This window comes from Qipengyuania sp. GPGPB31 (assembly GCF_038396345.1).
In the GTDB taxonomy this organism is placed as follows: Bacteria; Pseudomonadota; Alphaproteobacteria; order Sphingomonadales; family Sphingomonadaceae; genus Qipengyuania; species Qipengyuania citrea.
Genome location: NZ_CP149572.1, coordinates 186,506 through 210,333 on the forward strand (window position 1 = coordinate 186,506; position 23,828 = coordinate 210,333).

The window sequence follows — 23,828 nt, forward strand, 5'->3', positions numbered from 1 at the left end:
TTTAAGGGGAGCTAAACCGTCCACGGTGCATTATTACACCGTGATGGCAGCGTTACCGTTCAAAGACACCGCACTCATCGACCGCGAGGAACTGGCCCGGCGCTGGGCGCTGGCGGCCGAACCTTGTCCCGATGATGCCCGCGGCCCGCGCTGGCAATTGCTGCTGCGCGAATTGCTGTGGCCGCTCGAACCGGTCCGCCGCGCGCTGGGCAAACCGCTGGAGGTTGCCGCTGCCGCACATCCCAGGACCGTGATGCTGCTGCCCGGCTTCGGTGCGCATCCGATCCGCATGCGGTGGATGGCCCGCCATCTCGAACGCGCCGGCCATACGGCCAAGAAATGGGGGCTCGGCTACAATCTCGGCGCGACCGAGTCCCGCTTTCGCCAGGTCGAGCAACGGCTGGTCGATCTGTATCGCCGCACGGGCGAACCGATCCATCTGGTCGGCTGGAGCCTGGGCGGGGTTATGGCGCGCGAAATCGCCAAGCAGCATCCTGACAAGGTCGCCAAGGTCATCACCATGGGATCGCCCTTCTCGGGCAGCCCGCGGGCCAACAATGGCTGGCGCGCCTATCAGGCGATTGCCGGGCACCGTGTCGACGAGCCGGAAATCGATACCGTGCTGCATGAAAAGCCGCCGGTGGAAACCGTCGCGTTCTGGAGTCCGAAGGACGGCGTGGTCCATCCGCGGGCGGCCTGCGGGCGTGCCGGCGAACGCGATCGCGCAGTGGCGCTGCGCTGTTCGCACATGGGGTTCGTGCTGACGCATGAAGCGGTGGAAGCGGTGCTGGACGAACTCGACCGTGACTGACGGGCGGCTGGCGGCTTCTGCCTCCCTGTCCGGTCAGCGGCAGTAATTGCCCTTGCCGTATTCCAGATGGAAATGATCGTGATGCGCGCGGTTGTAATCGGGGCCGAGCACGGTCCCGAAGCGCTTGCACGCGCTCTTGTGGACGACCCGCAGGAATTCCCGCTCCTCGCGCGAGGCGTTCCACCCCGACAGCACCGACACGCGCCGCCCATCGGCCAGCACGAAGGCCGAAACGTCGATCGCCTCGGCGCGTGAATGCGCGCTGCGGCGCGCCGTGCCCGCGACATTGCGGCACGAATAGCTGCCCATGGTCTCGATCCGCTGCAGTGGGCTGCCGAGGATCTGGCGCGCCGCCCGATCGACGCCGAAGCGCGCCCATCCGGCAAAATTGTTCGCCAGCGGACAGGCCACTGCGCCGAGGTTGGTCACGGTGAAATGATCGCGATCGCCGCCGACGCCTTCCAGCCTCACGCTGTTGGCGGTCGAACAGCCCTGGCCGTAGAACTTGTCGGGTAGCGGGATGAAGCGCGATCCGGTCATGCCCAGTTCGGCGTGGCATTGCCGCGCCTCGGGGCGGGCGGTGCTGATCGCCGGCGAACCGGCCTGCCGCACGCCGCGATCGGCGGTCTTGCTGTCGGGTACGACGCCGCATCCCGCCAGGATCAGGAGGAGGAGAGCAATGGCGGGATGCGGTCGCATGCCGCGATTATTCCCTCGACATCGTTAACATAGCGCTAACGATGTTCGCGCTGACTAAGCGGGGGCCTGCACCTGCTGCCACAGTTCGATCTTCACCCCGTCGGGATCGAGGATCCAGGCGAACTTGCCATAACCTTCGTCGACATGGCCGAGCACCTTGACGCCCTTGGCTTCGAGCTGGGCCACCATGCCGTCGCAATCGTCGACGCGCAGGTTGATCATGAACCCGCCGCGCCCCGGCTTGACGTATTGGTCGTCGGGAAAATGGCTGATCAGCGAATAGGGCTTGTCACCGGTTTCTTCGGACCAGTCCAGCTGCGGCCCGTATTCGCCGTCGATCCCCAGCACGTCGCGATACCATGCGCGCGTGGCGGCGGGGTCTTCCACCACGTAGAAGACCCCGCCCAGTCCGGTTACCTTGGCCATGTCGCTCTCCTTGTCAGGCGACCCTCAATAGCCCGATGCCTGCCCGTCCTTGCGCATTTCGGTGGCCCCCGTCAGCACGCCCGTCGCGGGATCGCGCGCGATTGCCTGGTAGCCGCCGAACATGATGCCGTTGTCGACCACTTCGACCGTATGGCCCATGGCGCGCAGCTGCGCGATCGATTCCGCCGGAATGCCGGGTTCGACATACAGCGTGCCCAGCGGATCGGCCGAGGGCCCGGCCAGTGCCTCGGTCGGCTGGCGGCCGCCGTCATGGTTGAAGCGCGCGGCATCGCCGGCTTCCTGCAGGTTCATGCCGTAATCGACGATATTGACCAGCACCTGCACATGGCCCTGCGGCTGCATGCCGCCGCCCATCAGGCCCAGCGTCATATAGGGCTGGCCGTCCTTCTTCACGAAGGCGGGAATGATCGTGTGGAAGGGGCGCTTGCCCGGTTCGTAGGCATTGGGATGCGCCGGATCGAGGCTGAACAGTTCGCCCCGGTCCTGGAACATGAAGCCGATGCCCGGGGCAACCAGCCCGCCGCCCATGCCGCGGTAATTCGACTGGATGAGGCTGACCATCATGCCGTCGCCATCGACCACGGTGAGATAGGTGGTGTCGCCTTCACCCTCGAGCTTGGGCGCGACTTCGATTTTGCCGGGCTGGAATTCGGGCGTCGCCTTGGCCGGATCGATCAGCTTGAAGCGTTCGGCGCCATAGTCTTCGCCGAGCAATTGGGCGGGAAGGGCAGCGAAATCGGGATCGGCATAGAAGCGCGCGACATCGGCATAGGCGAGTCGCTTGGCCTCGACCATGTAGTGCAGCGCTTCGGGGCTTCCGCGCTCCCATTGCGACAAGTCGATGTTCTTGAGGATATTGACCATCTGCAGCGCGGCAAAGCCTTGGCTGTTGGGCGGTAGTTCGCACAGCTCGTACCCGTCCTTGTAGTCCGCACAGGCGGGCTCGACCCATTCGCTGCGGTGCGCGGCAAAATCGGCGCGGGTGAAGGCGCTGCCCTGCGCCTGCAGGTAATCGATCATGCCATCGGTCAGCGCGCCGTCGTAGAAGGCATTGCGCCCGTCGCGGGCGATCGCCTCGAGCGTGTCGGCCAGGTCCGGATTGCGGAAGATCTCGCCAGCCTCGGGCGCATTGCCATCGGCGAACCAGACCTTGCGCGCATTGCTGAAATCGAACTGGTCCTCGCGAGCCGAATAGGCCTTGAGCGAGCGAGCGAGATACATGCCGATGACCGGCGCGATCGGGTGGCCTTCGCGGGCATAGCTGATGGTCGGCGCCAGGTTGGCTGCCATGCTGCGCCGGCCGAAGCGTTCGTGCATCGCGAACCATGCGTCGACTGTCCCGGGCACGGTGATCGGCAGCGCGCCATAGGGCGGAAGCGCCTCGGCCTCGCCCAGCTTTTCGCGCAATTGCGCGAGGGTCTGGTTCCGCGGGCTGCGGCCCGAGCCGTTGATGCCGTGCAATTCGCCGGTCGCCGGGTCGTAGATAATGGCGAAAAGATCGCCGCCGATCCCGTTGCCGGTGGGTTCCATCAGGCCCAGCGCGGCATTGGCGGCGATCGCCGCATCGACCGCGCTGCCGCCGTCCTTGAGCACATCGAGCGCGATCTGCGTCGCCAGCGGATGCGCGGTCGCCGCCATGCCGTGCTGCGCGATCACCGGGCTGCGCGCCCAGTTGGCGCCGACCGGACGGCCGCCGCCGCCGATCTGTTCCTCGACCGCGGGCCGCTCGGCGGTGTCCTGCGCAGTGGCCGGGATGGCGGTGAGGGCAAGGGCTGCAACGCCCGCCAGTAATGCTCGCATGTCCGTCTCCTGAATTTTGGAGACGGTGTGACGAATGCGCGTCAGGCTGGCAAGGGGCGGTCGCTGCTTCCGGCGGTTGCCTTGCTGACCAGGAAGATGGCCAGCCAGGCGGCGATGAAGCCGGGGACGATTTCGTACAATCCCTGATCCATGCCCGGCAGCGCCGCATTCCAGCCCAGTGCGATCCACGCGATGACCACTGCCGCACCGGTGACGAGGCCTGCCACGGCGCCGGCACCCGTCATCCGGTCCCATGTCAGCGAAAGGATGATCAGCGGGCCGAAGGCGGCGCCGAAGCCTGCCCAGGCGTTGGAGACGAGGCCGAGCACCTGGCTGTCGGGATCGCTGGCGATGATGATCGCCGCGATCGCGACCAGCGCCACGCAGATGCGGCCGACATTGACGCTTTCGCGCTCGGATGCATGGCGGCGGAAGAACAGCTTGTAGAAATCCTCGGTCAGCGAGCTCGAGGCGACCAGCAGCTGCGAGCTGATCGTCGACATGATCGCGGCGAGCAGCGCGGCCAGCAGGAAGCCGGTGATCAGCGGGTGGAACAGCAGGTTGGCGAGCACGATGAAGATCGTCTCGGGATCCTCGACGACGATGCCGTTGCGTTCGGCATAGGCGCGGCCGGCGATGCCGATGCCGATCGAACCGAGCAGCGCCACGCCCATCCAGGTCATGCCGATATTGCGCGCCGGGCGCACCTTGGCGACAGTGTCGATCGCCATGAAGCGCACGATGATGTGCGGCTGGCCGAAATAGCCCAGGCCCCAGGTTACCGCGCTGATGAAGCCGATCAGCGTCAGGCCGTTGGTCAGGCTCAGGAAGCCGTCGACCGGCACGTCGGTCAGCGACCCGCCCGCGCTGCCGCCTTCGCCGAACATCACCACCAACGGCATCACCGCCAGCGCGACGACCATGATCAGGCCCTGCACGAAATCGGTCAGGCTGACCGCGAGGAAGCCGCCGACCATCGTATATGCCAGCACCACCAGCGCGGTGATCCAGATGCCGAGCATGTAATCGCTCATGCCGATATCGCCGAACAGGCTGGCAAAGCTGGTTTCGAACAATTTGCCGCCGCCGACCAGGCCCGCGGCGGTATAGACCGCGAAGAACACCACCACGATCAGCGCCGAGATCACGCGCAGCGCCACTGCCTTGTCGGGGAAGCGGTTGGCGAGGAATTCGGGGATGGTCAGGGCATTGCCGTAGCTTTCGGTCTGCGCCCGCAGCCGCGGCGCGACCACGAACCAGTTGGCCAGCGCACCGACGAACAGGCCGATCCCGATCCACGCCTCGACCAGGCCGCTGGCATAGAGCGCGCCGGGCAGGCCGAGCAGCAGCCAGCCGCTCATGTCCGACGCGCCCGCGCTCAGCGCGGCGACTGCGGGTGGAAGGTTGCGTCCGGCGAGCAGATACCCCTCGCTGGTGTCGGTCGAACGCTTCCATGCCCACAGGCCGATCGCGATCATCAGAACGAAATATAAGGCGAGTGAAATATATGTTCCCGTCTGCATGGGCGGGGCATCTAACAGATGCATGGTGCACTTGCCACTGCTGCGATTGCGCCGCTGCGCAGGCCCTCCGCCGGGGAGGGATCGAGCGGGCTGTTGCAGATATGAGACACTTTGCCCGCAGCGCCGAACGGCGGTGGAACGGCTTTGCGACCCACGCGTCTAGCGGACAACAGGGTCCATATAACTCAAAGGTTTTCCAATGAAAAACTCGACAATTCTGGCTACCGCGATTCTCGCGGGTGTCGTTGCTCAGCCTGCTTACGCGCAGGATGCCGATCCCGATTTCTTCAACGGCGTCTATGTCGGCGGCAGCTTCGGGCTCGACGGGCTCGACGACGAAGCGGGCGAAGGCATCGTCTTCGACACCGATGGCGACGGCGAGTATGGCGACACGGTCCGCACCACGACCGGCGCCAATGCGTTCGGCCCCGGCTTCTGCAACGGCATTGCCAACGGCCCGCGTGCCGCCGACGGCTGCAGCGACGACAAGTCGCGCTTCGGCTACGGCGTCCGCATCGGTTTCGACCAGCGCATCGGCGATGGCCCGATCGTAGCCGGCCTGCTGGTCGAAGGCGCGATGTCGGATTCGGAAGAATATTCGAACGGCTTCAGCACCACTCCGGCGAGCTACACCTTCAAGCGCGAGCTCGACAAGTCGGTCGCACTGCGTGGCCGTCTGGGCGTTTCGCCCGGCAGCGGCCGCGGTCTGATCTACGTCACCGGCGGTCTCGCCTATGCCGATATCGACCACGATTTCATCACCACCAACGGCGCCAATTCCTTCACCATGACGGATGATGACGATTGGCAGCTGGGCGGCCAGATCGGCGCCGGCGGCGAACTCTACCTGTTCGACAATGTCTCGCTCGGTCTCGAATATCTGTATTCGCGCTATGACGACAACGACGCCTATGTCGTGGTCGGCGCGGGCAGCGCACCGGCGACCAACCCGTTCCTGCTCGATTCGGGCCAGACGGGCCTGCGCCCCTCGGATCCGAACTTCGACATCCATTCGATCCGCACGACGCTGAACTTCCGCTTCTGAGCGAAGTCCCAGCCGAAACGAAAAGGGCCACCTTCGCGGTGGCCCTTTTTTGTCTGCTGTCGGCGCGGCGGTTACTGCGCGGCGCGTTTCGCGCGCTTGCGCTCGTGCGGGTCGAGGATCGCCTTGCGCAGGCGGATGTTCTCGGGTGTCACTTCGACCATTTCGTCATCGTCGATATAGGCGATCGCCTGTTCCAGCGTCATCACCCGCGGCGGGGTCAGCCGGATGGCGTCGTCCTTGCCGGTCGAGCGGAAGTTGGTCAGCTGCTTCGACTTCATCGGGTTGACTTCGAGATCGTCGGGCTTGGCGTTTTCGCCGATGATCATGCCTTCGTAGATCTTCGCCTGCGGACGGATGAACAGTTCGCCGCGGTCTTCGAGCGCGTTGAGCGCATAGCCGACCGCTTCGCCCGGGACCATCGAGATCAGCACGCCGTTCTGGCGGCCCTCGATCACGCCGCGATAGGTGTCGTACTTCTCGAACAGGCGGTTCATGATGCCCGTGCCGCGCGTGTCGGACAGGAATTCGCCGTGATAGCCAATCAGCCCGCGCGACGGCGCAGAGAAGGTGATGCGGGTCTTGCCCTGGCCCGAGGGGCGCATTTCGGTAAGCTCGGCCTTGCGGCGCTGCATCTTCTCGACGACCGTACCCGAATGCTCGTCATCGACGTCGATGACGACCGTTTCGAACGGCTCCATGCGCTGGCCGTTCTCTTCACGGAACAGCACGCGCGGACGCGAAATGCCGAGTTCGAAGCCTTCGCGGCGCATCGTTTCGATGAGCACGCCAAGCTGCAGTTCGCCGCGGCCGGCCACTTCGAAGCTGTCCTTGTCGGCGCTTTCGGTGATGCGGATCGCGACATTGGTTTCCGCTTCGCGATACAGGCGATCGCGGATCATGCGGCTGGTGACCTTGCTGCCTTCGCGGCCGGCAAGCGGGCTGTCGTTGACCGAGAACTGCATCGCCAGCGTGGGCGGATCGATCGGCTGCGCGGCGATCGGCGTTTTCACGACCGGATCGGCGATGGTGTTGGACACGGTTGCCTTTTCAAGGCCAGCCAGCGCGATGATGTCGCCCGCTTCGGCATGTTCGACGGGGACCCGCTCGAGCCCGTCGAACGCCAGCAGCTTGGTCGCACGGCCGACTTCGACGACATTGCCGTCGGGGTCGAGCGCATGGATCGGGTCGTTGACGTCGATCTTGCCCGACTGGACGCGGCCGGTCAGCACGCGGCCCATGAAGTTGTCGCGGTCGAGCAGCGTCGCGAGGAAGCTGAACGGCGCTTCGGTGTCGAGCCCGGGGGCGGGCACGTGGTCGACGATCAGCTTGAACAGCGGCTCGAGATTGCCTTCGCGCGCATGCTCGTCCTCGCTTGCATAGCCGTCGCGGCCCGAGGCCCACAGGCTGGGGAAGTCGAGCTGGTCGTCATTCGCATCGAGATTGGCGAAGAGATCGAACACTTCGTCGAGCACTTCCTGCGGGCGCGCATCGCCGCGGTCGATCTTGTTGACCACGACGATCGGGCGCAGGCCCAGCGCAAGCGCCTTGCCGGTGACGAACTTGGTCTGCGGCATGGGGCCTTCGGCGCTGTCGACCAGCAGGATGACGCCATCGACCATCGACAGGATGCGTTCGACCTCGGCGCCGAAGTCGGCGTGGCCGGGCGTGTCGACGATGTTGATGCGGGTGCCGTTCCATTCGACGCTGGTGCACTTGGCGAGAATGGTGATCCCGCGTTCTTTTTCCAGATCGTTCGAATCCATCGCGCGTTCTTCGACGCGCTGGTTGTCGCGGAAGGTGCCCGATTGGCGGAAGAGCTGGTCGACAAGAGTGGTCTTGCCGTGGTCGACGTGGGCGATGATCGCCACGTTGCGCAGGTCGCGGGACATGGATTGTGCTTTCTATTGGCGTGCCGTAGCGTCAACGCATGGTGGGCACGAGACGTTTCGGGCGCGCCCCTAGCCGAGTTGCTGCATTGCGACAAGATGTTGTGGTGTAACGTCAAAGTCACAGTCGCCGGATGAGCTATCATCGCCGCCGCTAAATGCTTGAGAGGCTGGGCAAGTCTGGTAATCGGCCGCAGCTTGCGTGATTTTGGGGACTGCGCAGCAGACCAAAAATACGTCTTGAGAGAAGAGGACCATTCATGAAATTCAATGCTTTCGGCCGTTCCGCGTCCGTTCGTACCGCCCTGATGGCAGGTGCTGCCGCCATGGTGCTGCCCGCTGCAGCGCAGGCGCAGGATGCCGAAGACGAAGCCGATGACAGCGCCGTTGCCGCACCGGCCAACAGCAATGTCATCATCGTTACCGCCACCAAGCGCGAACAGACGCTGCAGGAAACGCCCGTCGCCGTCAGCGTGACCAGCTCGGAAGCGATCGAGCAGGCCCAGATCCGCGACGTCGCCGACCTTGCCACGCTGGTTCCCTCGCTGCGCGTCAGCCAGAACCAGAGCTCGTTCGCGACCAGCTATTCGGTCCGCGGGTTCGGCACCGACGGCAACAACATCGGTCTCGAACCGTCGGTCGCGATGTTCGTCGACGGCGTCTATCGCAGCCGCGCGGTATCGCAGATCTCCGACCTGCCCGACATCCAGCGTGTCGAGGTCCTGCGCGGCCCGCAGTCGACCCTGTTCGGCAAGAACGCCAGCGCCGGCGTGATCTCGATCGTCACCAAGGAACCGCAGTTCGACTTCGGCGGCATGGTCGAAGCCAGCTACGGCAATTACGACGCGATGGTCGTCAAGGGCTTCGTCACCGGTCCGATCAGCGATTCCTTCGCGTTCAGCGTGGGCGGCGGCATCAACAAGCGTGACGGCTTCCTGACCAACGGCGCCAATGGCGACGACATCAACGACCGCGATCGCTGGTTCACCCGCGGCCAGCTGCTGTTCGACAACGGCGGCCCGCTGCGTGTCCGCGTGATCGGCGATTACGACAAGATCGAAGAGCGTTGCTGCGGCGTGCTCAACGTCGCGCCCTCGGCCGAAATCGGTGCGATCCAGCTGCTCGGCGGTCAGGTCAACGATTTCCGCAACAACCCCGATGGCGATGTCGTGTTCACCGATGTCGATCCGATCAACAATGTCGAGAACTACGGCATCTCGGGCCAGGTCGATTACGACTTCGGCGCGCTGGGGCTGACCTCGATCACCGCCTATCGCAAGACCCAGCTGGGGGCCGATCAGGACGTCGACTTCACCAGCCTGCCTGCCGTGAGCGGTGCGAACATCGGCGATGCCGACATCGAAACCTTCACCCAGGAACTGCGGATCGCCTCGGATTTCGACGGCCCGTTCAACTTCCTGATCGGCGGTTACTATTTCGACGAGCGCGTCGATACCTCGGACCAGATCGTCTACGGCAGCGCCTTCCGTCCCTACGCCAACCTGCTCCTGCAGGGTGCGACCGGTGGAACGCAGACCGTCGATTCGCTTGAAGCCACGCTGTCGGCGCTCAACGGCACCGATTACACCGGCCAGTTCTTCGCCGAGGGCCAGGGCTTCTTCAACAACATCGTCCAGGACAACGAGGCGTTCTCGATCTTCGGTAATGTCGATTTCGAGATCACCGACCGGCTGGTGCTGACGCTTGGCGCCAACTACACCAAGGACAAGAAGCAGATCGTCACCAATTCGACGAGCACCGATGTGTTCTCGAACATCGATCTGGTGTCCTCGGGCAACCGGGCGATCTTCGCTCAGGGCCTGGCCACGCAGGTCGGCACGCTGCTCGGCCTCGGCCGTCCGGCCAGCCAGACCGAAATCGGTGCCTTCGCTGCGGCCAACCCGGCTGCCTTCGGCCAGGTTTCGGCAGGCGTGCAGGCCTTTGCCGACGCCAACCAGGCGGACCCGTCGGTCAACCCGTTCCTGGCGCTCAATCCGTTCCAGTTCCTGCCGCCGATGCAGAACTGCCCGAACGCGGTCGAGGATTGCTCGACCAATGATGACGACTGGAGCTGGAACGTCCGTCTGGCTTACGAAGTCTCGCCGACGCTCAACGTCTATGCCAGCTGGGCGACCGGCTACAAGGCGCCGAGCTTCAACCTGTCGCGTGACAGCCGTCCGCTACCGGCCGATTTCGCCGCGCTGCAGGCCCAGGGCCTTGCGGTCACCAACCTGCGTCCGGGCACCCGCTTCGCCAACGCCGAGAATTCGGAAGTCTACGAAGTCGGGATCAAGGGCAATTGGGATCGTGCCGCAGCGAACCTGACCTTCTTCCAGCAGGCGATCGAGGATTTCCAGGCGAACACCTTCACCGGTACGTCGTTCATCCTGTCGAATGCGGGCAAGCAGGAAACCTTCGGGATCGAATTCGACGGCCAGGTCTACGCCAGCGACGCGCTGACGCTGAGCGTGGCGATGACCTATCTCGATGCACAGTACGACAGCTTCGTCGCTTCGCCGGTGGGCGATCTGACGGGCGAACCGGTTGCCGGCGTACCCGAACTGTCGGCCGTGTTCGGCGCGCAGTACAACCAGGAAGTCAACTCGCGCGGTGACCGGGTCATCCTGCGGGGCGACTTCTCCTATGCATCGCCGGTGCAGGTCGTGGATGGCCTGACCAACTACATCGTGATCGATCCCGTCACCGGTGAACGCGACTTCGGTCCGGCGCGTGCCGCGGCCGCTGCGTACAAGCGCGAGGTCAACAGCCTCAACGCATCGTTCACCTATGCCTTCGACATGGGGCTGGAACTGACCGTGTGGGGCCGCAACCTGCTCGACGACCGTTACCTGACCACGGTCTTCCCGGCAGTGGCACAGGGCGAAGCGATCTCGGGTTACCCGAACCAGCCGCGCACCTACGGTGTGGCAGCCCGCTTCCGCTTCTAAACGAAGCGAACAATCGAACAGGGGAAGGGGGCCTGCGGGCCCCTTTTCTTTGCCTGAGGCGGATTACGCGGCGATGGTCGACGAATGCCGAATGCCATTCGTCCCTTGATCGAAGGTGAGCTTGAAGAAGCGAGCGCCCTGTGCCTGCGTTCGAAGGCTCATTGGGGCTACGATGCAGCGTTCATGGCCGCTTGCCGGGATGAACTAAGCCTTCGCGCTGCCGATCTGGTGGATGGGCTGTCAGTCGGCTTGCGTAACGAGAATGCTCTTCTGGGCGTCGCGCAGGTCATAGGTCAGAACAGGTCTTGGGAGTTGGAGAAGCTGTTCGTCGATCCGCGCGCTATGGGTAAAGGCATTGGCAGCCAGCTATTCGCTTGGGCCGTAGCAGCGGTCGAGAGTCGAGGCGGAGAAACCCTTAGCATTGACTCTGATCCGCAAGCCGCGGACTTTTATCGCAGGATGGGCGCGGAGGATGCCGGATACGCGCCATCGCTGTCGATACCGGGCAGAAGCCTGCCCAGGTTGCGCTATCGCCTCGACCGTCCGGGCTAGAGCGTCCGCAGCGCCTGCGCGGGCTTGGCGCGCAGCAGGGGCAGCGAGGCGCCCAGCGCGAAGGCCAGTACAGTGACGATGCCGAGGCCCAGGACGGCCAGCACCACCCCCCAGTCGGGCAGCCAGTCGAATTCGAACAGCTGCGTGATGACCAGCCATGCAGCGAGGCTGCCGATACCCAGCGCGACCAGCGCCAGCGCCCCGGCCAGCGCGACATATTCGATCAACTGCATCACGAGGATCTGGCGGCGGTCCGCGCCGAGCACGCGCAACACCACCGTGTCATAGGTCCGCGCGGCGCGCGCCGCGGCTATTGCGCCGAGCAGGACGGCAAGCCCGGCCAGCACCGCGACGCTGGCCGCCGCCAATGTGGCGAGGCCGACCTGTTCGAGGATCGTACGGGCCTGTTCGAGCACGCCGCCCACCTCGATCACCGAAGTGGAAGGCAATGCGGCCACCAGCGACTGGAGCAGCGGACCGGTCGGCGTTCCCGCGCTCAGCTGGATGGTGGCGGCCAGATTGTGCGGGGCATCGCGCAGCGCGTTGGGGCTCAGCACGAAGACGTAATTGAAGCCGAGGCTTTCCCAGTCGATCCGGCGGAGATTGGCGACGCGCACGGTGCGTTCGACGCCCAGCACGCCGAAGGTCATCAGATCGCCGATTTCCAGCCCTGCGGCCTGCGCGAAATCCTCGTCGAGGGACACCAGCGGCTCGCCTTCGTACATTGGTCCCCACCAGCTGCCGGCGGTCAGTTCGTTTCCGTCGGGCAGAGCGTCGGCATAGGTAAGCCCGCGTTCGCCGCGCAGCGCCCAAGCGCCATCGGGAATCTCCTCGAGCTCGGCCGTGCGGGTCATCGCCGCGTCATCGCCGAAGGCCAGTACCGAGCCGCGCAGCGCGGGCACGGTGCGCCAGCTGGCATCGGGATCGGCTTCGCGCACCAGCGTCTCGAACTCGGTCACCTGGTCGCGCGGAATGTCGAGCACGAAGTAATCGGGCGCGCGGTCGGGCACACGCTTCGCGATATTGCCGTCGATCGCGGTCTGCACCGCTGCGAGCAGGACGAAGGCGGCCAGCCCGAAACCCAGCGCGGTCACCAGGGCGCCGGTCGAACTGCCCGGGCGGTGGAGGTTGGCCAGCGCATTGCGCGCAATCGGGCTGCGCGGGCGCGGGATGGCTCCCGCCAGCTTGCGGATGCCGAGGCCGATCAGCGCAAGCAGTCCCAGTACTGCGGCTGCACCGGCGAGGAAGCCGGCAGACAGCAGGGGATTGCTGGATGTCAGCAGGGCCAGCGCGATGATCGCGGCCAGCCCGCCGCCAACCAGCACCAGCGCCTTGGGATCGCGCGCCAGCGGGGCCACGCGCGAACGCATCAGCGCCATGGCCGGAAACTGCCGCGCGCGCAGCAGGGGCGGGGCAGCGAACACCAGTGCCACCAGCATGCCGTAAGCCAGCGCAAGCAGGATCGCCCCGGGATCGATCACCACGCTGCTCGACACGGGCAGCAGGCCCTGCAGCGCGGTCGCGAGGAGCGGGACGAGCGCGACCCCGACCACAATTCCCGCGAGGCTTCCGGCCAGCGAGGCGGCGACGATCTGCAAGGCATAGATGCGGGCGATGTCGCTGCTCGATGCGCCGAGGATCTTGAGCGTGGCGATGCCCTGCCGCCGGGCGTCGAGATAGGAGGTCACGCCGCCGCCGATGCCGATCCCGGCGATGACCAGCGCGGCGAGCCCGACCAGCGTGAGGAATTCGCTCATCCGGTCGACGAAACGGTCAGTGCCCGGCGCGGCGCGGTCGGCGGTGTCGATGTCGAAACCGGCTTCGGGGAAGCGGTTTTTGAGCTGTTCCTCGACGGCTTCGAGATCGCGGCCTTGGTCGAACCGGACGCGGGTCTTCGACTGGTACATCGAACCGGGCGCAATCAGCCCCGCACGCATCGGCAGGTCTTCGGCCACGATGACCGTCGGGCCGAGCTGGAAACCTTCGCCAAGGCGATCGGGTTCGGTCTCGATAATACCGCCCACGCGCAGCGTCTCGGTGCCGATTGCGATCGCCGCGCCGGGGGCGACGCCCAGCCGGTCGGCGGCGCCCTGCGACAGCCATGCCAGACCCGCGGGAGGCGCGCCGACCGAGCGGCCGTCGGTTAGCGTCAGTTCGCCATAGAGCGGATAGGCACTGTCGATGGCCTTGAGTTCGATCGGGGCGGCCTGGTCGTCGAACCGCGCCATTGCCTGCAGGCGCGTGCCCGCAGAAACATCGCCCAGTTCCTCCAGCGCGCCGCGTTCATCGGGGGACAGTCCCCGCTGCCACAGTTCGATCTGCAGATCGCCGCCGAGATATTCGCGGCCGTTGGCCTCGATCTCGCCTTCGATCGCCGCGGTCAGCGAACCAATGGCAGCAAGCGCGCCCGTGCCGAGGAACAGGCACACTAGCAGCAGCCGCAGCCCCTTGAACCGGGCATTGAGGTCGCGCCGCGCAATGCGCCATGCAGTCGCCCAGCTCATGCGGCAGTGTCGCTCGCGATGCGTCCGTCGGCAAGCGTGAGCACGCGTTCGCAATGCTGTGCCAGTTCGGGGTCATGCGTGATGACCAGCAGCGTGGCGCCGGTTTCGGCGCGGCGCGCGAACAGCAGTTCGACGATTTCGTGCCCCGTGGCAGCATCGAGATTGCCGGTGGGTTCGTCGGCGAAAATCAGGTCGGGGCGGGCAGCGATAGCACGCGCAATGGCGACCCGCTGCTGTTCGCCGCCCGAAAGCTGCTGCGGATAGTGATCGAGCCGGTGGCCGAGGCCGACCGCTTCCAGTTCGCTGCGCGCGCGGACCTGCGCGTCGTCTGCGCCGGCGAGTTCCATCGGCGTGGCGACATTTTCGAGTGCGGTCATCGTCGGCAGCAGGTGGAAGGCCTGCAGCACGATCCCGATCCGCCCGCGCCGGGCATGCGCCAGCGCATCTTCGTCCATCGTCGCGAAATCGGCACCGGCCACCTGCAGGCTGCCGCCGCTGGCGCGCTCGAGACCCGACAGCACGGCCATCAACGAGCTCTTGCCCGAGCCCGAGGGGCCGAGCAGCGCCACGGTCGACCCGCGCGCGATGTCCAGATCGATACCACGCAGGATATCGACCGGCGCTTCGCGCGTGCCGAGTGAAAGGGTGAGGTTGCGGGCGGAAATCGCGGGTTGAGAGTTGGTCACAGTGCTGCGATGGCAGGCAGCCCAAGGTTGCACAAGGAAACTCGCCGATGCGGATACGGCATTTATCGATAACGGTAATCGGTCTTTCGCTGGCTGCATGCGGGGGCGGTGCCGAAGATGCGGTGGTGCCGGCGGAAGCGCAGGAGCAGACGGTTGCCGCTGCCGAGCAGGAAGTCGCCGGGCCCGAGCGCCGTATCCTCGCCTTCGGGGACAGCCTCTTTGCCGGTTACGGGCTGGACGAGCAGCAGGGATACCCCGAACAGCTCGAGGATACGCTGCGCGCACGCGGCACAAATGCGCGCGTGATCGATGCCGGCGTATCGGGCGATACCAGTGCCGCGGGTCGCCAACGGTTGGCGTTCACGCTCGACGCGCAGGATACGCCGCCCGATCTGGTCATTCTCGAACTGGGCGGCAACGACATGCTGCGCGGTATCCAGCCCGACCAGACGCGCGCGAATTTCGCAGCCATGCTCGAGGAATTGCGCGCGCGGCAGATACCGGTGCTGCTGATGGGCATGCGCGCGCCGCCCAATTACGGAACCGAATACCAGCAGCAGTTCGATGCCCTCTATGCCGACCTCGCGCAGGAATACGGCACCGCGCTGGTGCCGTTCTGGCTCGAGAGCATCTATCAGGATCCCGCCCTGTTCCTCGACGATCGCATCCATCCGACCGCCGCGGGCATCGCCGCGCTGGTCGAAGATACGGTGGACGATGTGGAACGGGTCCTGCCGCAGGAGTAGCGCGGCCCGCCCGCAGGCGCAGTTCAGAGGCGTTCGACGCCGCCTGCGTCCACCCGCCATACCGCCGCATCCGCCGCAATGCTGCTGAAGGGGGCCATCTCGGTTCCGGTCATCCAGACCTGCGCGCCGCTGGTGCGCAACTGGTCGAACAGCGCGGCACGGCGCACCGGATCGAGATGCGCCGCAACCTCGTCGAGCAGCAGCAGGCTGGCGCGACCTTCCGCGGCCAGCGCGGCATGCGCCAGCGTCATCGCGACCAGCATCGCCTTTTGTTCGCCGGTCGAACTTTGCGCGGCAGGCACGCGCTTGGCCGCATGGATGACATCGAGCTCGTCGCGATGCGGCCCCGCCAACGTTCGCTGCGCCGCACGGTCGCGCCTGCGATTGTCGAACAGCGCCTGCGACAGGCCATCGGCATGCGCCGGAGCGCCCGGGGCATATGTCAGGGCCGGCCGGGCGAAGGGTTCGGCAGGCATGGTAGCGAGCCGCACGGCCAGCGTGTCGACCAATGTGGCGCGGCCCTGCATCAGCGCGGCGCCATGCTGGACCATCTGCGCTTCGACCGCATCGAGCCAGGCACTTTCGGGTTCGCGCAGGTCGGACAGCAGGCGATTGCGTTCGCGCAGCGCGGCGTCGTACCGCGCGGCATGGCTGGCATGCGCGGGGTCGAGCGCAAGTGCGAGCCGGTCCATGTACCGGCGCCGGTCGCCAGCCGGGCCAGTGAAGATCCCGTCCATCGCCGGCGTGAGCCACGTCACTGCCATCCATTCGCCAAGGCCGGTGGCACTGCTGTCGGCGCCGTTGATCCGCACCCGGCGCCGCGCGGGCAGGGGGCTGTCGGTGTAGGTCGCCAGCCGGACGGCCTCATCCTGCTGCTGGCGCAGGCTGGCCCCGATCCCGAAACCGGTCTCGCCGCCGCTGCGCACCAGATCGGCCAGCGCCGCGCGGCGCAGCCCACGCCCTGGCGCAAGCAACGACAGCGCTTCGAGAATATTGGTCTTTCCTGCGCCGTTTTCACCAACCAGCAGGTTGAACTGCGTGGTCGCTTCCAGCTCGGTCGCGGCATGATTGCGGAAGTCGGTAAGGGAGATGCGATCGAGCGCCATGGGTCGCCAGCGCGATAGCGCGCCCTTCGTTCCGCCGCCACTCGAAACGCCAGATTCCAACAGTTGGCAAAAATCACCAACCTTTCGGATTGATGAACGGCGCCCAACGCAAGCGTTCAGGCAAAAACCCCGGATTCCTGCGCTTCTTCAAGTTTGGCACACCCGTTGCAAAGCATGGGTCAACCCGGATGACCGGGGGAAAACAAACCAAGGTTAAAGGAGATTACCCAATGTCCATTCTCGAAAACGCCAGCAGCCGCGCTCTCGCCGCCGTCTTCGCTTTCGGTGTGTCCGCCATGTTCATGGCTGCCGCCATCGTCCCCGCCAGCCCCGCCGGCCTGATCGCCTGATCACCCCGCGTATAACTCGAACGGAAAGGAACCAGACATGTTCAACTCGGACAACAGCAGCAAGCTCTTCGCAGCGGCGTTCTCGCTCGCGATTTCGGCGGCCTTCTTCGCCACCGCCATCATCCCCGCCTCGCCCAATGGTCTGATCGCATGAGCAAGCTCGAATTCCGCGAAGACGACCACGCCGTCCGCCCCGCCAAGAGCTTCGCGCTCGATCGCCGCAACGGCAAGCTGATGGGCGTTTGCTCCGGCATCGCCCGCTACTTCGGTATCGATGCCACCTGGGTCCGGATCGGCTTCGTCGCAGGAACGCTGCTGGGCTTTGGCAGCTTCATCCTGATCTACCTCGCGATCGGACTGATCGCAGACTGACCACGGCCTTCGCGCTGACCGTCCCGGTTTTCGTGCCGGTCGTGGCTCACATCGAGAGAAACCGGGAGGGGCCAAGCGGCCCCTCTTGTGCATCCGGCTTCGGCAGACATCACATTGCCGATATACCGCCGTCGAGCTTGATCTCGGCCCCGGTCATGAACCGGCTTTCATCGCTGGCCAGATAGACCACCGCATTGGCGATATCGTTGGGCTCTCCGACGAACTTCAGCGGGATCTGCCGCGCCAGCTTGTCCATCAGAACGCCCTTGTCGATATTGTGGTTCTTCGCCGTCCCGTCGAGGATGGGCGTGTCGACGAAGGTCGGGTGGACCGAATTGCAGCGGATCTGCATGTTGTTCTTCGCGCAATGCAGTGCGATCGACTTGCTCAGCATCCAGACCGAGGCCTTGCTGGCGTTGTAGGCCGGCATGGTGTCGCTGGCGATCAGCCCGGCGATGCTGGAGATGTTGACGATCGAGCCCGGCGCATTTTTGCGCATCAGCGGCAGCGCCTTCTGGCAGCCGTGGAAGATCGAATCGACATTGATCGAGAAACAGCGCTTCCAGTCGTCGAAATCGCAGGTTTCGATATTGCCCGCCACGCCGATGCCCGCATTGTTGACCAGGACATTCAGCCCGCCGAGATTGTCGCGCGCGGCATCGACCGCGGCTTCCCAGGCGGCCGGATCGGTCACGTCATGGGCGATCGAGAAGGCCGTGCCGGCGCCGATCGCGTCGTTGATCAGCTGCGCGGTTTCAGCTGCGCCTTCGCCGTTGATGTCGGTGCACAGCACCCGGGCGCCTTCCTCGGCCAGCCGCGTCGCATGCGCGCGTCCCAGTCCCTGCGCCGCGCCCGTAACGAGGGCCAGCTTGCCCGCACACCGTCCTGCCATGTCTCACTCTCCTCCCAGTATGTTCTGTCCCAGCAGCAAGAGCATGCGCACGTCGATCCCGCAACCATCGGCACGCTTGGCGTCGATAAAGCTGCGGATGTCGGCCAACGGCACGCGGTGGACGGTGATGTTCTCCTCGCCCACGCCGCCGCCTGCTCCCACCTTGGCGAGATCGCGCGCGCGGACCAGCGTGAAGCTTTCGCTGACCATGCCGGGCGACGACCAGAAGCAGCCGAGGTCTTCGAGCACCGCGGCGCGGTAGCCGGTCTCTTCCTCGAGCTCGCGCCCGGCGGCGGCGAGCGGATCCTCATCGCCGCGCCCGTCCTCGTCGCCGATCAGCCCCGCGGGGAGTTCGAGACAATACTGGCCCAGTGGCACCCGGTACTGCTCGACCAGCAGCACATGGTCATCGTCGTCGACGGCGAGGATCACTGCAGCGCGGATATTGCGCGGGCGCCCGACATATTCCCAGCGGCCGCGGGTCTTGGCGGTGATGTAATCGCCCTGCCAGACGATCCGCTCGTCGGCATCGTGGTCGGGGACGGGCACGATCAGACCTCGATCAGGCGATCGGGCAGTTCGTTCTCGTCATCCTCGGCGCGGGGGAAATGCTCGGACAGGACCTTGCCCACGTCGCGGACGCCCGCGGCGAGGCCGAGGGCGATATGGCCCTGCTTGATCTCCGCCAGCATGTCCGCCATCGCCTCGCCCCAGACCTCGGGGGGGACGATTTCGGCGATCGGTTGGTCGGCGACGATTTCCGCGCGGTGCTCACGCATCGACAGATACAGCAGCACGCCGGTGCGGCCATGCGTGCGGCGTTCCGCGCCAACCTTGAAATGCTTGATCGCGCGGGCATGCGCACGTGCGGTCTTCACCGGGCCCGGCGTCAGCGCAAAGCGCAGCGGATCCCAGCTCAGCAACAGCCAGCCGGCCACGAAAGCCACGAGACCGAGCGCAATGGTCATGCTGGCGAGTTCGCCGGTGGTCCACACATGCGACCAGCCGCCGACCAGCGCGTCCCACAGGTCCATGAAGGGCTGCGGAAGGACCGCGAACAGGCTCATGGCGGAGAATGCCAGCGCCGCGGCCCAGACCAGCACGACATCGTCATACGCGTCGCTCCGGTCGGCCAGCACGGTAACGATCTCGCCGCTGGTGGTGAGCTCGGCCTCGGCGACCGCATTCGAAACGATCTCGTGATCGGATTGCGAGAGATATCCCATTACCACCCCCGGAGGCGCCACCGCCCCCGAAACTGCCACCGCCGCCGGAGAAGCCGCCGAAGCCGCCGCCGCCGCCACCAAAGCCGCCACCGCCGCCCCAGTCATCGCCGCCGACACCGCGCGCGATCGCCTTGCCGGCTTCCCACAGGATGATGTCGCCAACGACCCCGCCGACACCGCCGCGGCGATAGCGCCGCCGCCGGCCGCCGCTGAACATCGGCAGGATGAAAAAGAAGAATATGAAGCCCAGCCAGATCAGCGCGCCGATGGGAAAGCCGCCCTCGTTCTCCCGCGCGGCAGTGCGTTCCTGCGCGACGCGGGCCGCCTCTTCGGGGGGAAGTTCGAGCTGGGTGACGATCTCGTCGGCCGCCCAGGCGATCCCGCCCGAATAGTCGCCCTGCCGGAAATAGGGCTTCATGCCTTCGACATATTCGAAGGCGAGCCCGTCGGGAATGACGCCTTCGAGGCCATAGCCGACCTCGATGCGCATCTTGCGTTCGTTCGGCGCGACGATGAGCAGTATGCCATCGTTGCGCTCCGCATCGCCCAGCGCCCATTCGCGGCCCAGCCGATAGCCATAGTCCGAGATATCGTAGCCCTGCAGGTCGGGGATGGTGGCGATCACGAACTGGCGCTGATTGTTTTCCTCGAACTGGTCGAGCTTCTGCGTCAGCGCCGCTTCGGTCGCGTCGTCGATGATGTTGGCGGCATCGACTACCGGCGCGGTGCCCCGCTCGGGGAAGTCCTGCGCGGCGGCGGGCAGGGCCAGGCCCAGCGCCGCCACCAGCGTCAGCATCGATTTCATCGGCAGGCGCATGTCAGCGCCCCTCAATTGGCCGCATCGTCATCCGCGCGCATGTTCAGCGTCGGCGCAACCTCGGCGCCTTCGGTCACTGCCGCATAGGGCACCATCGGTTCGGCGCCGTGGATGATGTTGGCACCGATCGTATCGGGGAAGGTGCGGATGGTCGTGTTATACTGGCGCACCGCCTCGTTGTAGTCGCGGATCGCCACGCGGATGCGGTTTTCCTGCCCTTCGATCTGCGTCATGAAGCGGCCGAAGTTTTCCTGGCTGCGCAGTTCGGGATAGGCTTCGACATTGGCCATCAGCCGCGACAGTGCGCCGCCGAAGGTGTTCTGTGCTTCCTGGTACTGTGCCATCTTGTCCGCATCGCCGAGATCATCACCGTCGAGCTGGATTTCCGGACGCGTGGCCGAGGCGCGCGCCTGGATCACCGATTCCAGCGTTTCGCGTTCCTGTTCGGCCGAGCTCATCACGATCTGTTCGAGATTGGGCACCAAATTGGCGCGTTCCTGAAACGCGGCTTCGACATCGGCCCACTTGGCCTTGGCCGTCTCTTCGGCCGCTGGCACCGAGTTAATTCCGCACGCCGACAGGACGAGGGCGGCGGCAGCAACGATGGAGGTGCGAAAGGCAACCAGGCGGTTCATGGAACATCCCTTTTGTGGTAAGTGTGTCTTGTCCAGATAGCACACCTTGGCCGCCATACAAGATTAACGCGGACTTTTCGCCGATCCTGTTTAAAGCGCAGACAGCGGCGTGTTTCAGCATGAACGCGCCTGCGACCAGACAACCCTTTGGCGGAAAAATCAGGGGAAATGCATGTTCAAGGAATTCAAGGCCTTCATCGCGAAGGGCAACGTCATCGACCTTGCGGTGGCAGTGATCATCGCGGGCGCATTCGGCGCCATCGTCAGTTCGCTGACCGATGATATCATCATGCCGGTGATCGGCGCGATTTTCGGCGGGGCCGATTTCTCGAGCTATTTCATCTTGCTGAGCACGCCCGAAGGCTATGATGGGTCGCTGACCGATTATGCCGCGCTGAAGGAAGCGGGAGCCGCGATGATCGGCTATGGCGCGTTCGTCACCGCGATCATCAATTTCGTGATCCTCGCCTTCATCATCTTCCTCCTGGTCCGCTATGCCAAGAAGGTCATGGCCGAATTCGAGGAAAAGAAGGCGGCTGCCGCGCCCGCGGGGCCGACCGAAATCGAGTTGCTGACCGAAATTCGCGACGCGCTGAAGAAATAGGCCGGTCGGCCAGGCGCCCGTATACACTTCACATTAAGCGGGCAGGGCCTATATGGGTCCTGCCCGTTTCGGCGGGCTATGGCGATAAATGGCGCTGTGCAATAGGTACAACGGACCCGGGGGCAGTACCCGGCGGCTCCACCACAAACCGCTTCATTGGCGGGTTATGACGGGGCCGAACTAGGATCGACGTGTGCTGAAAGACAGTGTTTTTGCTCGGGCTGAGTATCCCGTAAAAATGTTCACAACACACAAGTGCCAACGATAACGAAGCACTCGCTCTCGCAGCGTAATTTGACGGCCTAACGGCCTGAATTTACAAAGCTAAAGCGCGGTTGGACCCACCGGGCAACAGAAGCGGATTCCGGGGCTCCGGGGGTAGCTAGCAACAGAAACCCCCACCTTAGCTTTATCGAATTGTGCGATTGCCCGCTTGGCGCGGCTCAGGGCTGCAGGCCGGCTTTCTCTGCCGTGTGCGAGCCGGCTTCGCGTGCCTCGCGTTCGTAACGCAGCGCGTCGAGGATCTTGGCGCCGCCGAGAAAGACCGCACCAGCGGTTGCTGCAAACAGCAGGTAACCGCCGACACCGGGGTATTGAACCGTGTAGTGCGCGCCGCGAGTCATCGCGCCGAGGGCAAGCGCAAAGATGATCAGATACGCTTCGAAGCGCGTCTTGATCACGAACAGCCGTTTTACCCTCGTCAGCGAAATCGTCCGGTCTCCACGGTTAATCCCTTGGAACTGCAATTCCCGTGCCAGCATCGCGTTCCCGCGACTCGCAATGGTTAATGCATCATTGAGTGTAAGACCCGCCGACGCGGCGGTCCAGAGGCGGACGACCAAACCGGGTCAGGCGAGCTCATCTAGCGAGAGCACCGCGAGCAGCGCCTCGCGCGCTTCGATCACGGTCTTGGCCAGCTTTTCCGATCCGATTTCTTCCGGTTCGATCCGTTCGGGCCAGGCCTGGGCGATGACCGATTCGATGCGCTGCGCCTTGGCTTCGTCGAGCAGGAACCGCGCGTCGACCGTGGCGGGATCGGCCACCACCCGCAGCCGCAGGCATGCGGGCCCGCCGCCATTGGCCATCGACTGGCGGACATCGACGGGGATCACCTGCCGGATCGGTCCGTTCGAGGCGAGCATCCGTTCGCACCATGCCCAGACGCTGGCGCTCTCCTGGCATTCGCTTGGGACGACTAAGGCCATCTCTCCGCTCGGCAGGCTGACCAGTTGCGCGTTGAACAGATAGGTTCGGATCGCTTCCTCGAGCGATACCGCGCTGGCCGGCACTTCGACGACGTGCAGCGCCGGGAAGGCCGCGTGCATCGCTTCATAGGCATCCTTGCGATCGGCAAAGGCCTGTTCATGCGTGAACAACACGGTTTGGTTCGCAACCGCGACGACATCGTTGTGGAACGCGCCCGCCTCGATCGCGGCGGGGTTCTGTTCGATGAAGACGCAGCGCGCAGGATCGAGCCCGTGCTTGCGGGCCACGGCGCGGCTGGCCTGTTCGTGCTGGCGCGCGGGGAAGCGCCCGCCGGGCCGGCCATAGACGAATATCTCCACTCCGGGCTGCCCGTGGCTTTCGCACAGCCGCATGTGGTTGGCCGCGCCCTCGTCGCCGAAACTCGGCGGGACCGCATCGTGCACTGCGAAATGGCGGGTATTGCCGAAGGCGAGCTTCAGCTGCGCCTGCGTATCGCGCCATTCCTGGCCGCGATGCAGCATGGTGACGAGATTGGCAGGGGTCAGGTGACAGCGCCCGTCCGCGGTATCGGGCGCGGGGCTGACCGTTGCGGCATTGGCGGTCCACATCGAACTGGCCGACCAGGCTGCGGCCAGCAGCGCTCGGTCGCTTGTGCCATCCACCGCGAGATCGTCCAGCAGTGCAAAATTGGGCCGCGGCAGCGGGAGCAGGAAGCCCTGCGCGAGCCCGCGTTCCATATTTGCGCGCATCTTCGCCATGCCTTGCTGCGCCGCGGCACGCGGATAGGAGGCGCTGCCCTTGTGGCTCGCGCTGGCGATATTGCCGAGACTGAGGCCGGCGTAATTGTGGCTCGGCCCGACGATGCCGTCGAAATTGATTTCCCTGAGCATATGCTATCCGTTCGGTTCGAGCGAAGTCGAAGGCCAGCCGCGCCGCCGCGTCCCGACTCCCTTGGACGCGCGCGGCCATGTTC

General features: G+C 65.1%; 24 protein-coding genes and 1 other RNA gene. 10 read left to right on the forward strand and 15 right to left on the reverse strand.

The features are described 5' to 3' along the window. The first annotated feature begins 25 nt into the window (after positions 1-25). The gene (locus WKH79_RS01015) at positions 26-811 is read left to right on the forward strand and encodes an alpha/beta fold hydrolase (RefSeq protein ID WP_330165655.1); all 786 of its coding nucleotides are present in this window, start codon (positions 26-28) and stop codon (positions 809-811) included. A gap of 33 nt (positions 812-844) precedes the next feature. Here the strand turns inward: WKH79_RS01015 and WKH79_RS01020 are convergent, their stop codons facing one another. The 4 genes from WKH79_RS01020 to putP are packed head-to-tail and all read right to left on the reverse strand — an operon-like array spanning position 845 to position 5,280. After that, positions 845-1,510 (reverse strand): extensin family protein, encoded by a 666-nt coding sequence (locus WKH79_RS01020; RefSeq protein ID WP_063513105.1) that lies wholly within the window; start codon positions 1,508-1,510, stop codon positions 845-847. Positions 1,511-1,564: 54 nt separating this feature from the next. Next, complete coding sequence (locus tag WKH79_RS01025; RefSeq protein ID WP_063512329.1) at positions 1,565-1,936, reverse strand: VOC family protein; 372 nt, start codon at positions 1,934-1,936, stop codon at positions 1,565-1,567. A gap of 24 nt (positions 1,937-1,960) precedes the next feature. Then, positions 1,961-3,757, reverse strand: coding sequence for a gamma-glutamyltransferase (ggt, locus tag WKH79_RS01030; RefSeq protein WP_341859339.1), 1,797 nt, complete (start codon positions 3,755-3,757; stop codon positions 1,961-1,963). 41 nt (positions 3,758-3,798) lie between these two features. Continuing rightward, positions 3,799-5,280 carry a sodium/proline symporter PutP gene (gene putP / locus WKH79_RS01035; protein ID WP_063511558.1) on the reverse strand — a complete coding sequence of 494 codons (1,482 nt, stop codon included), beginning with the start codon at positions 5,278-5,280 and terminating at the stop codon, positions 3,799-3,801. 199 nt (positions 5,281-5,479) lie between these two features. On the opposite strand from putP, the gene WKH79_RS01040 reads away from it, so the two are divergent. Continuing rightward, positions 5,480-6,325 (forward strand): outer membrane beta-barrel protein, encoded by an 846-nt coding sequence (locus WKH79_RS01040; RefSeq protein WP_050600232.1) that lies wholly within the window; start codon positions 5,480-5,482, stop codon positions 6,323-6,325. Between the two features lie 71 nt (positions 6,326-6,396). Here WKH79_RS01040 and typA read toward each other — a convergent pair whose 3' ends face one another. Further along, a complete protein-coding gene (typA, locus tag WKH79_RS01045) occupies positions 6,397-8,214 on the reverse strand; it encodes a translational GTPase TypA (RefSeq protein ID WP_050600233.1) in 1,818 nt (605 codons plus the stop codon). Between the two features lie 257 nt (positions 8,215-8,471). Here typA and WKH79_RS01050 point away from each other — a divergent pair, with 257 nt between their 5' ends. Next, positions 8,472-11,159: a TonB-dependent receptor gene (locus WKH79_RS01050; RefSeq protein WP_341859340.1), complete on the forward strand. Its 2,688-nt coding sequence runs from the start codon at positions 8,472-8,474 to the stop codon at positions 11,157-11,159. 84 nt (positions 11,160-11,243) lie between these two features. Continuing rightward, the gene (locus tag WKH79_RS01055) at positions 11,244-11,711 is read left to right on the forward strand and encodes a GNAT family N-acetyltransferase (RefSeq protein ID WP_341859341.1); all 468 of its coding nucleotides are present in this window, start codon (positions 11,244-11,246) and stop codon (positions 11,709-11,711) included. On the opposite strand, the gene WKH79_RS01060 is transcribed toward WKH79_RS01055, so the two are convergent. Beyond that, positions 11,708-14,215, reverse strand: coding sequence for an FtsX-like permease family protein (locus tag WKH79_RS01060; RefSeq protein ID WP_341859342.1), 2,508 nt, complete (start codon positions 14,213-14,215; stop codon positions 11,708-11,710). The two genes, WKH79_RS01055 and WKH79_RS01060, sit on opposite strands and share 4 nt — an antisense overlap. After that, positions 14,212-14,901: an ATP-binding cassette domain-containing protein gene (locus tag WKH79_RS01065; RefSeq protein WP_050600236.1), complete on the reverse strand. Its 690-nt coding sequence runs from the start codon at positions 14,899-14,901 to the stop codon at positions 14,212-14,214. Before WKH79_RS01065 ends, WKH79_RS01060 begins: the two co-directional genes overlap by 4 nt. Before the next feature lie 47 nt (positions 14,902-14,948). Here WKH79_RS01065 and WKH79_RS01070 point away from each other — a divergent pair, with 47 nt between their 5' ends. After that, positions 14,949-15,647: an arylesterase gene (locus WKH79_RS01070; protein ID WP_341859343.1), complete on the forward strand. Its 699-nt coding sequence runs from the start codon at positions 14,949-14,951 to the stop codon at positions 15,645-15,647. A gap of 23 nt (positions 15,648-15,670) precedes the next feature. On the opposite strand, the gene recF is transcribed toward WKH79_RS01070, so the two are convergent. After that, complete coding sequence (recF, locus tag WKH79_RS01075) at positions 15,671-16,753, reverse strand: DNA replication/repair protein RecF (RefSeq protein ID WP_063511554.1); 1,083 nt, start codon at positions 16,751-16,753, stop codon at positions 15,671-15,673. A gap of 230 nt (positions 16,754-16,983) precedes the next feature. On the opposite strand from recF, the gene WKH79_RS01080 reads away from it, so the two are divergent. From WKH79_RS01080 to WKH79_RS01090, 3 genes are read left to right on the forward strand one after another with little or no spacing between them, the layout of a single operon-like run. Then, positions 16,984-17,103 (forward strand): recombination protein F, encoded by a 120-nt coding sequence (locus WKH79_RS01080; protein ID WP_082847459.1) that lies wholly within the window; start codon positions 16,984-16,986, stop codon positions 17,101-17,103. A 37-nt stretch (positions 17,104-17,140) separates the two neighbouring features. Then, positions 17,141-17,257 (forward strand): recombination protein F, encoded by a 117-nt coding sequence (locus WKH79_RS01085; protein WP_197458069.1) that lies wholly within the window; start codon positions 17,141-17,143, stop codon positions 17,255-17,257. Further along, positions 17,254-17,475 (forward strand): PspC domain-containing protein, encoded by a 222-nt coding sequence (locus tag WKH79_RS01090; protein ID WP_050600239.1) that lies wholly within the window; start codon positions 17,254-17,256, stop codon positions 17,473-17,475. The genes WKH79_RS01085 and WKH79_RS01090 overlap by 4 nt, the downstream gene beginning before the upstream one ends. A 109-nt stretch (positions 17,476-17,584) precedes the next feature. Here the strand turns inward: WKH79_RS01090 and WKH79_RS01095 are convergent, their stop codons facing one another. The 5 genes from WKH79_RS01095 to WKH79_RS01115 are packed head-to-tail and all read right to left on the reverse strand — an operon-like array spanning position 17,585 to position 21,045. Next, entirely contained in the window at positions 17,585-18,367 is a 783-nt protein-coding gene (locus tag WKH79_RS01095) for an SDR family oxidoreductase (protein WP_341859344.1), read from the reverse strand. A 3-nt stretch (positions 18,368-18,370) separates the two neighbouring features. After that, on the reverse strand, positions 18,371-18,916 hold the full coding sequence (locus WKH79_RS01100; RefSeq protein WP_341859345.1) for an NUDIX hydrolase: 546 nt from the start codon (positions 18,914-18,916) through the stop codon (positions 18,371-18,373). Positions 18,917-18,918: 2 nt separating this feature from the next. Next, positions 18,919-19,593 carry a hypothetical protein gene (locus WKH79_RS01105; protein ID WP_230833438.1) on the reverse strand — a complete coding sequence of 225 codons (675 nt, stop codon included), beginning with the start codon at positions 19,591-19,593 and terminating at the stop codon, positions 18,919-18,921. After that, complete coding sequence (locus WKH79_RS01110) at positions 19,478-20,410, reverse strand: TPM domain-containing protein (RefSeq protein WP_341859346.1); 933 nt, start codon at positions 20,408-20,410, stop codon at positions 19,478-19,480. Before WKH79_RS01110 ends, WKH79_RS01105 begins: the two co-directional genes overlap by 116 nt. 11 nt (positions 20,411-20,421) lie before the next feature. Continuing rightward, a complete protein-coding gene (locus WKH79_RS01115) occupies positions 20,422-21,045 on the reverse strand; it encodes a LemA family protein (RefSeq protein WP_050600244.1) in 624 nt (207 codons plus the stop codon). Positions 21,046-21,217: 172 nt separating this feature from the next. On the opposite strand from WKH79_RS01115, the gene mscL reads away from it, so the two are divergent. Then, positions 21,218-21,649 (forward strand): large conductance mechanosensitive channel protein MscL, encoded by a 432-nt coding sequence (gene mscL, locus WKH79_RS01120; RefSeq protein ID WP_050600245.1) that lies wholly within the window; start codon positions 21,218-21,220, stop codon positions 21,647-21,649. A gap of 23 nt (positions 21,650-21,672) precedes the next feature. Next, positions 21,673-22,016: a transfer-messenger RNA gene (gene ssrA / locus WKH79_RS01125) on the forward strand. A gap of 76 nt (positions 22,017-22,092) precedes the next feature. Here ssrA and WKH79_RS01130 read toward each other — a convergent pair. Together WKH79_RS01130 and WKH79_RS01135 are read right to left on the reverse strand one after the other, a co-directional pair. Then, positions 22,093-22,410, reverse strand: a complete 318-nt coding sequence (locus WKH79_RS01130; protein ID WP_341859347.1) for a hypothetical protein — start codon at positions 22,408-22,410, stop codon at positions 22,093-22,095. An 87-nt stretch (positions 22,411-22,497) separates the two neighbouring features. Beyond that, a complete protein-coding gene (locus tag WKH79_RS01135) occupies positions 22,498-23,745 on the reverse strand; it encodes an N-succinylarginine dihydrolase (RefSeq protein ID WP_341859348.1) in 1,248 nt (415 codons plus the stop codon). Positions 23,746-23,828: the final 83 nt, after the last annotated feature.

Coding starts and splice junctions, on each gene's coding strand:
- WKH79_RS01020 (WP_063513105.1), bottom strand. CDS start 1,510: ATGCGACCGCATCCCGCCATTGCTCTCCTCCTCCTGATCCTGGCGGGA.
- WKH79_RS01025 (WP_063512329.1), bottom strand. CDS start 1,936: ATGGCCAAGGTAACCGGACTGGGCGGGGTCTTCTACGTGGTGGAAGAC.
- ggt (WP_341859339.1), bottom strand. CDS start 3,757: ATGCGAGCATTACTGGCGGGCGTTGCAGCCCTTGCCCTCACCGCCATC.
- putP (WP_063511558.1), bottom strand. CDS start 5,280: ATGCAGACGGGAACATATATTTCACTCGCCTTATATTTCGTTCTGATG.
- WKH79_RS01040 (WP_050600232.1), top strand. CDS start 5,480: ATGAAAAACTCGACAATTCTGGCTACCGCGATTCTCGCGGGTGTCGTT.
- typA (WP_050600233.1), bottom strand. CDS start 8,214: ATGTCCCGCGACCTGCGCAACGTGGCGATCATCGCCCACGTCGACCAC.
- WKH79_RS01050 (WP_341859340.1), top strand. CDS start 8,472: ATGAAATTCAATGCTTTCGGCCGTTCCGCGTCCGTTCGTACCGCCCTG.
- WKH79_RS01055 (WP_341859341.1), top strand. CDS start 11,244: ATGCCGAATGCCATTCGTCCCTTGATCGAAGGTGAGCTTGAAGAAGCG.
- WKH79_RS01060 (WP_341859342.1), bottom strand. CDS start 14,215: ATGAGCTGGGCGACTGCATGGCGCATTGCGCGGCGCGACCTCAATGCC.
- WKH79_RS01070 (WP_341859343.1), top strand. CDS start 14,949: ATGCGGATACGGCATTTATCGATAACGGTAATCGGTCTTTCGCTGGCT.
- recF (WP_063511554.1), bottom strand. CDS start 16,753: ATGGCGCTCGATCGCATCTCCCTTACCGACTTCCGCAATCATGCCGCG.
- WKH79_RS01080 (WP_082847459.1), top strand. CDS start 16,984: ATGTCCATTCTCGAAAACGCCAGCAGCCGCGCTCTCGCCGCCGTCTTC.
- WKH79_RS01085 (WP_197458069.1), top strand. CDS start 17,141: ATGTTCAACTCGGACAACAGCAGCAAGCTCTTCGCAGCGGCGTTCTCG.
- WKH79_RS01090 (WP_050600239.1), top strand. CDS start 17,254: ATGAGCAAGCTCGAATTCCGCGAAGACGACCACGCCGTCCGCCCCGCC.
- WKH79_RS01095 (WP_341859344.1), bottom strand. CDS start 18,367: ATGGCAGGACGGTGTGCGGGCAAGCTGGCCCTCGTTACGGGCGCGGCG.
- WKH79_RS01105 (WP_230833438.1), bottom strand. CDS start 19,593: ATGGGATATCTCTCGCAATCCGATCACGAGATCGTTTCGAATGCGGTC.
- WKH79_RS01110 (WP_341859346.1), bottom strand. CDS start 20,410: ATGCGCCTGCCGATGAAATCGATGCTGACGCTGGTGGCGGCGCTGGGC.
- WKH79_RS01115 (WP_050600244.1), bottom strand. CDS start 21,045: ATGAACCGCCTGGTTGCCTTTCGCACCTCCATCGTTGCTGCCGCCGCC.
- mscL (WP_050600245.1), top strand. CDS start 21,218: ATGTTCAAGGAATTCAAGGCCTTCATCGCGAAGGGCAACGTCATCGAC.
- WKH79_RS01130 (WP_341859347.1), bottom strand. CDS start 22,410: ATGCTGGCACGGGAATTGCAGTTCCAAGGGATTAACCGTGGAGACCGG.
- WKH79_RS01135 (WP_341859348.1), bottom strand. CDS start 23,745: ATGCTCAGGGAAATCAATTTCGACGGCATCGTCGGGCCGAGCCACAAT.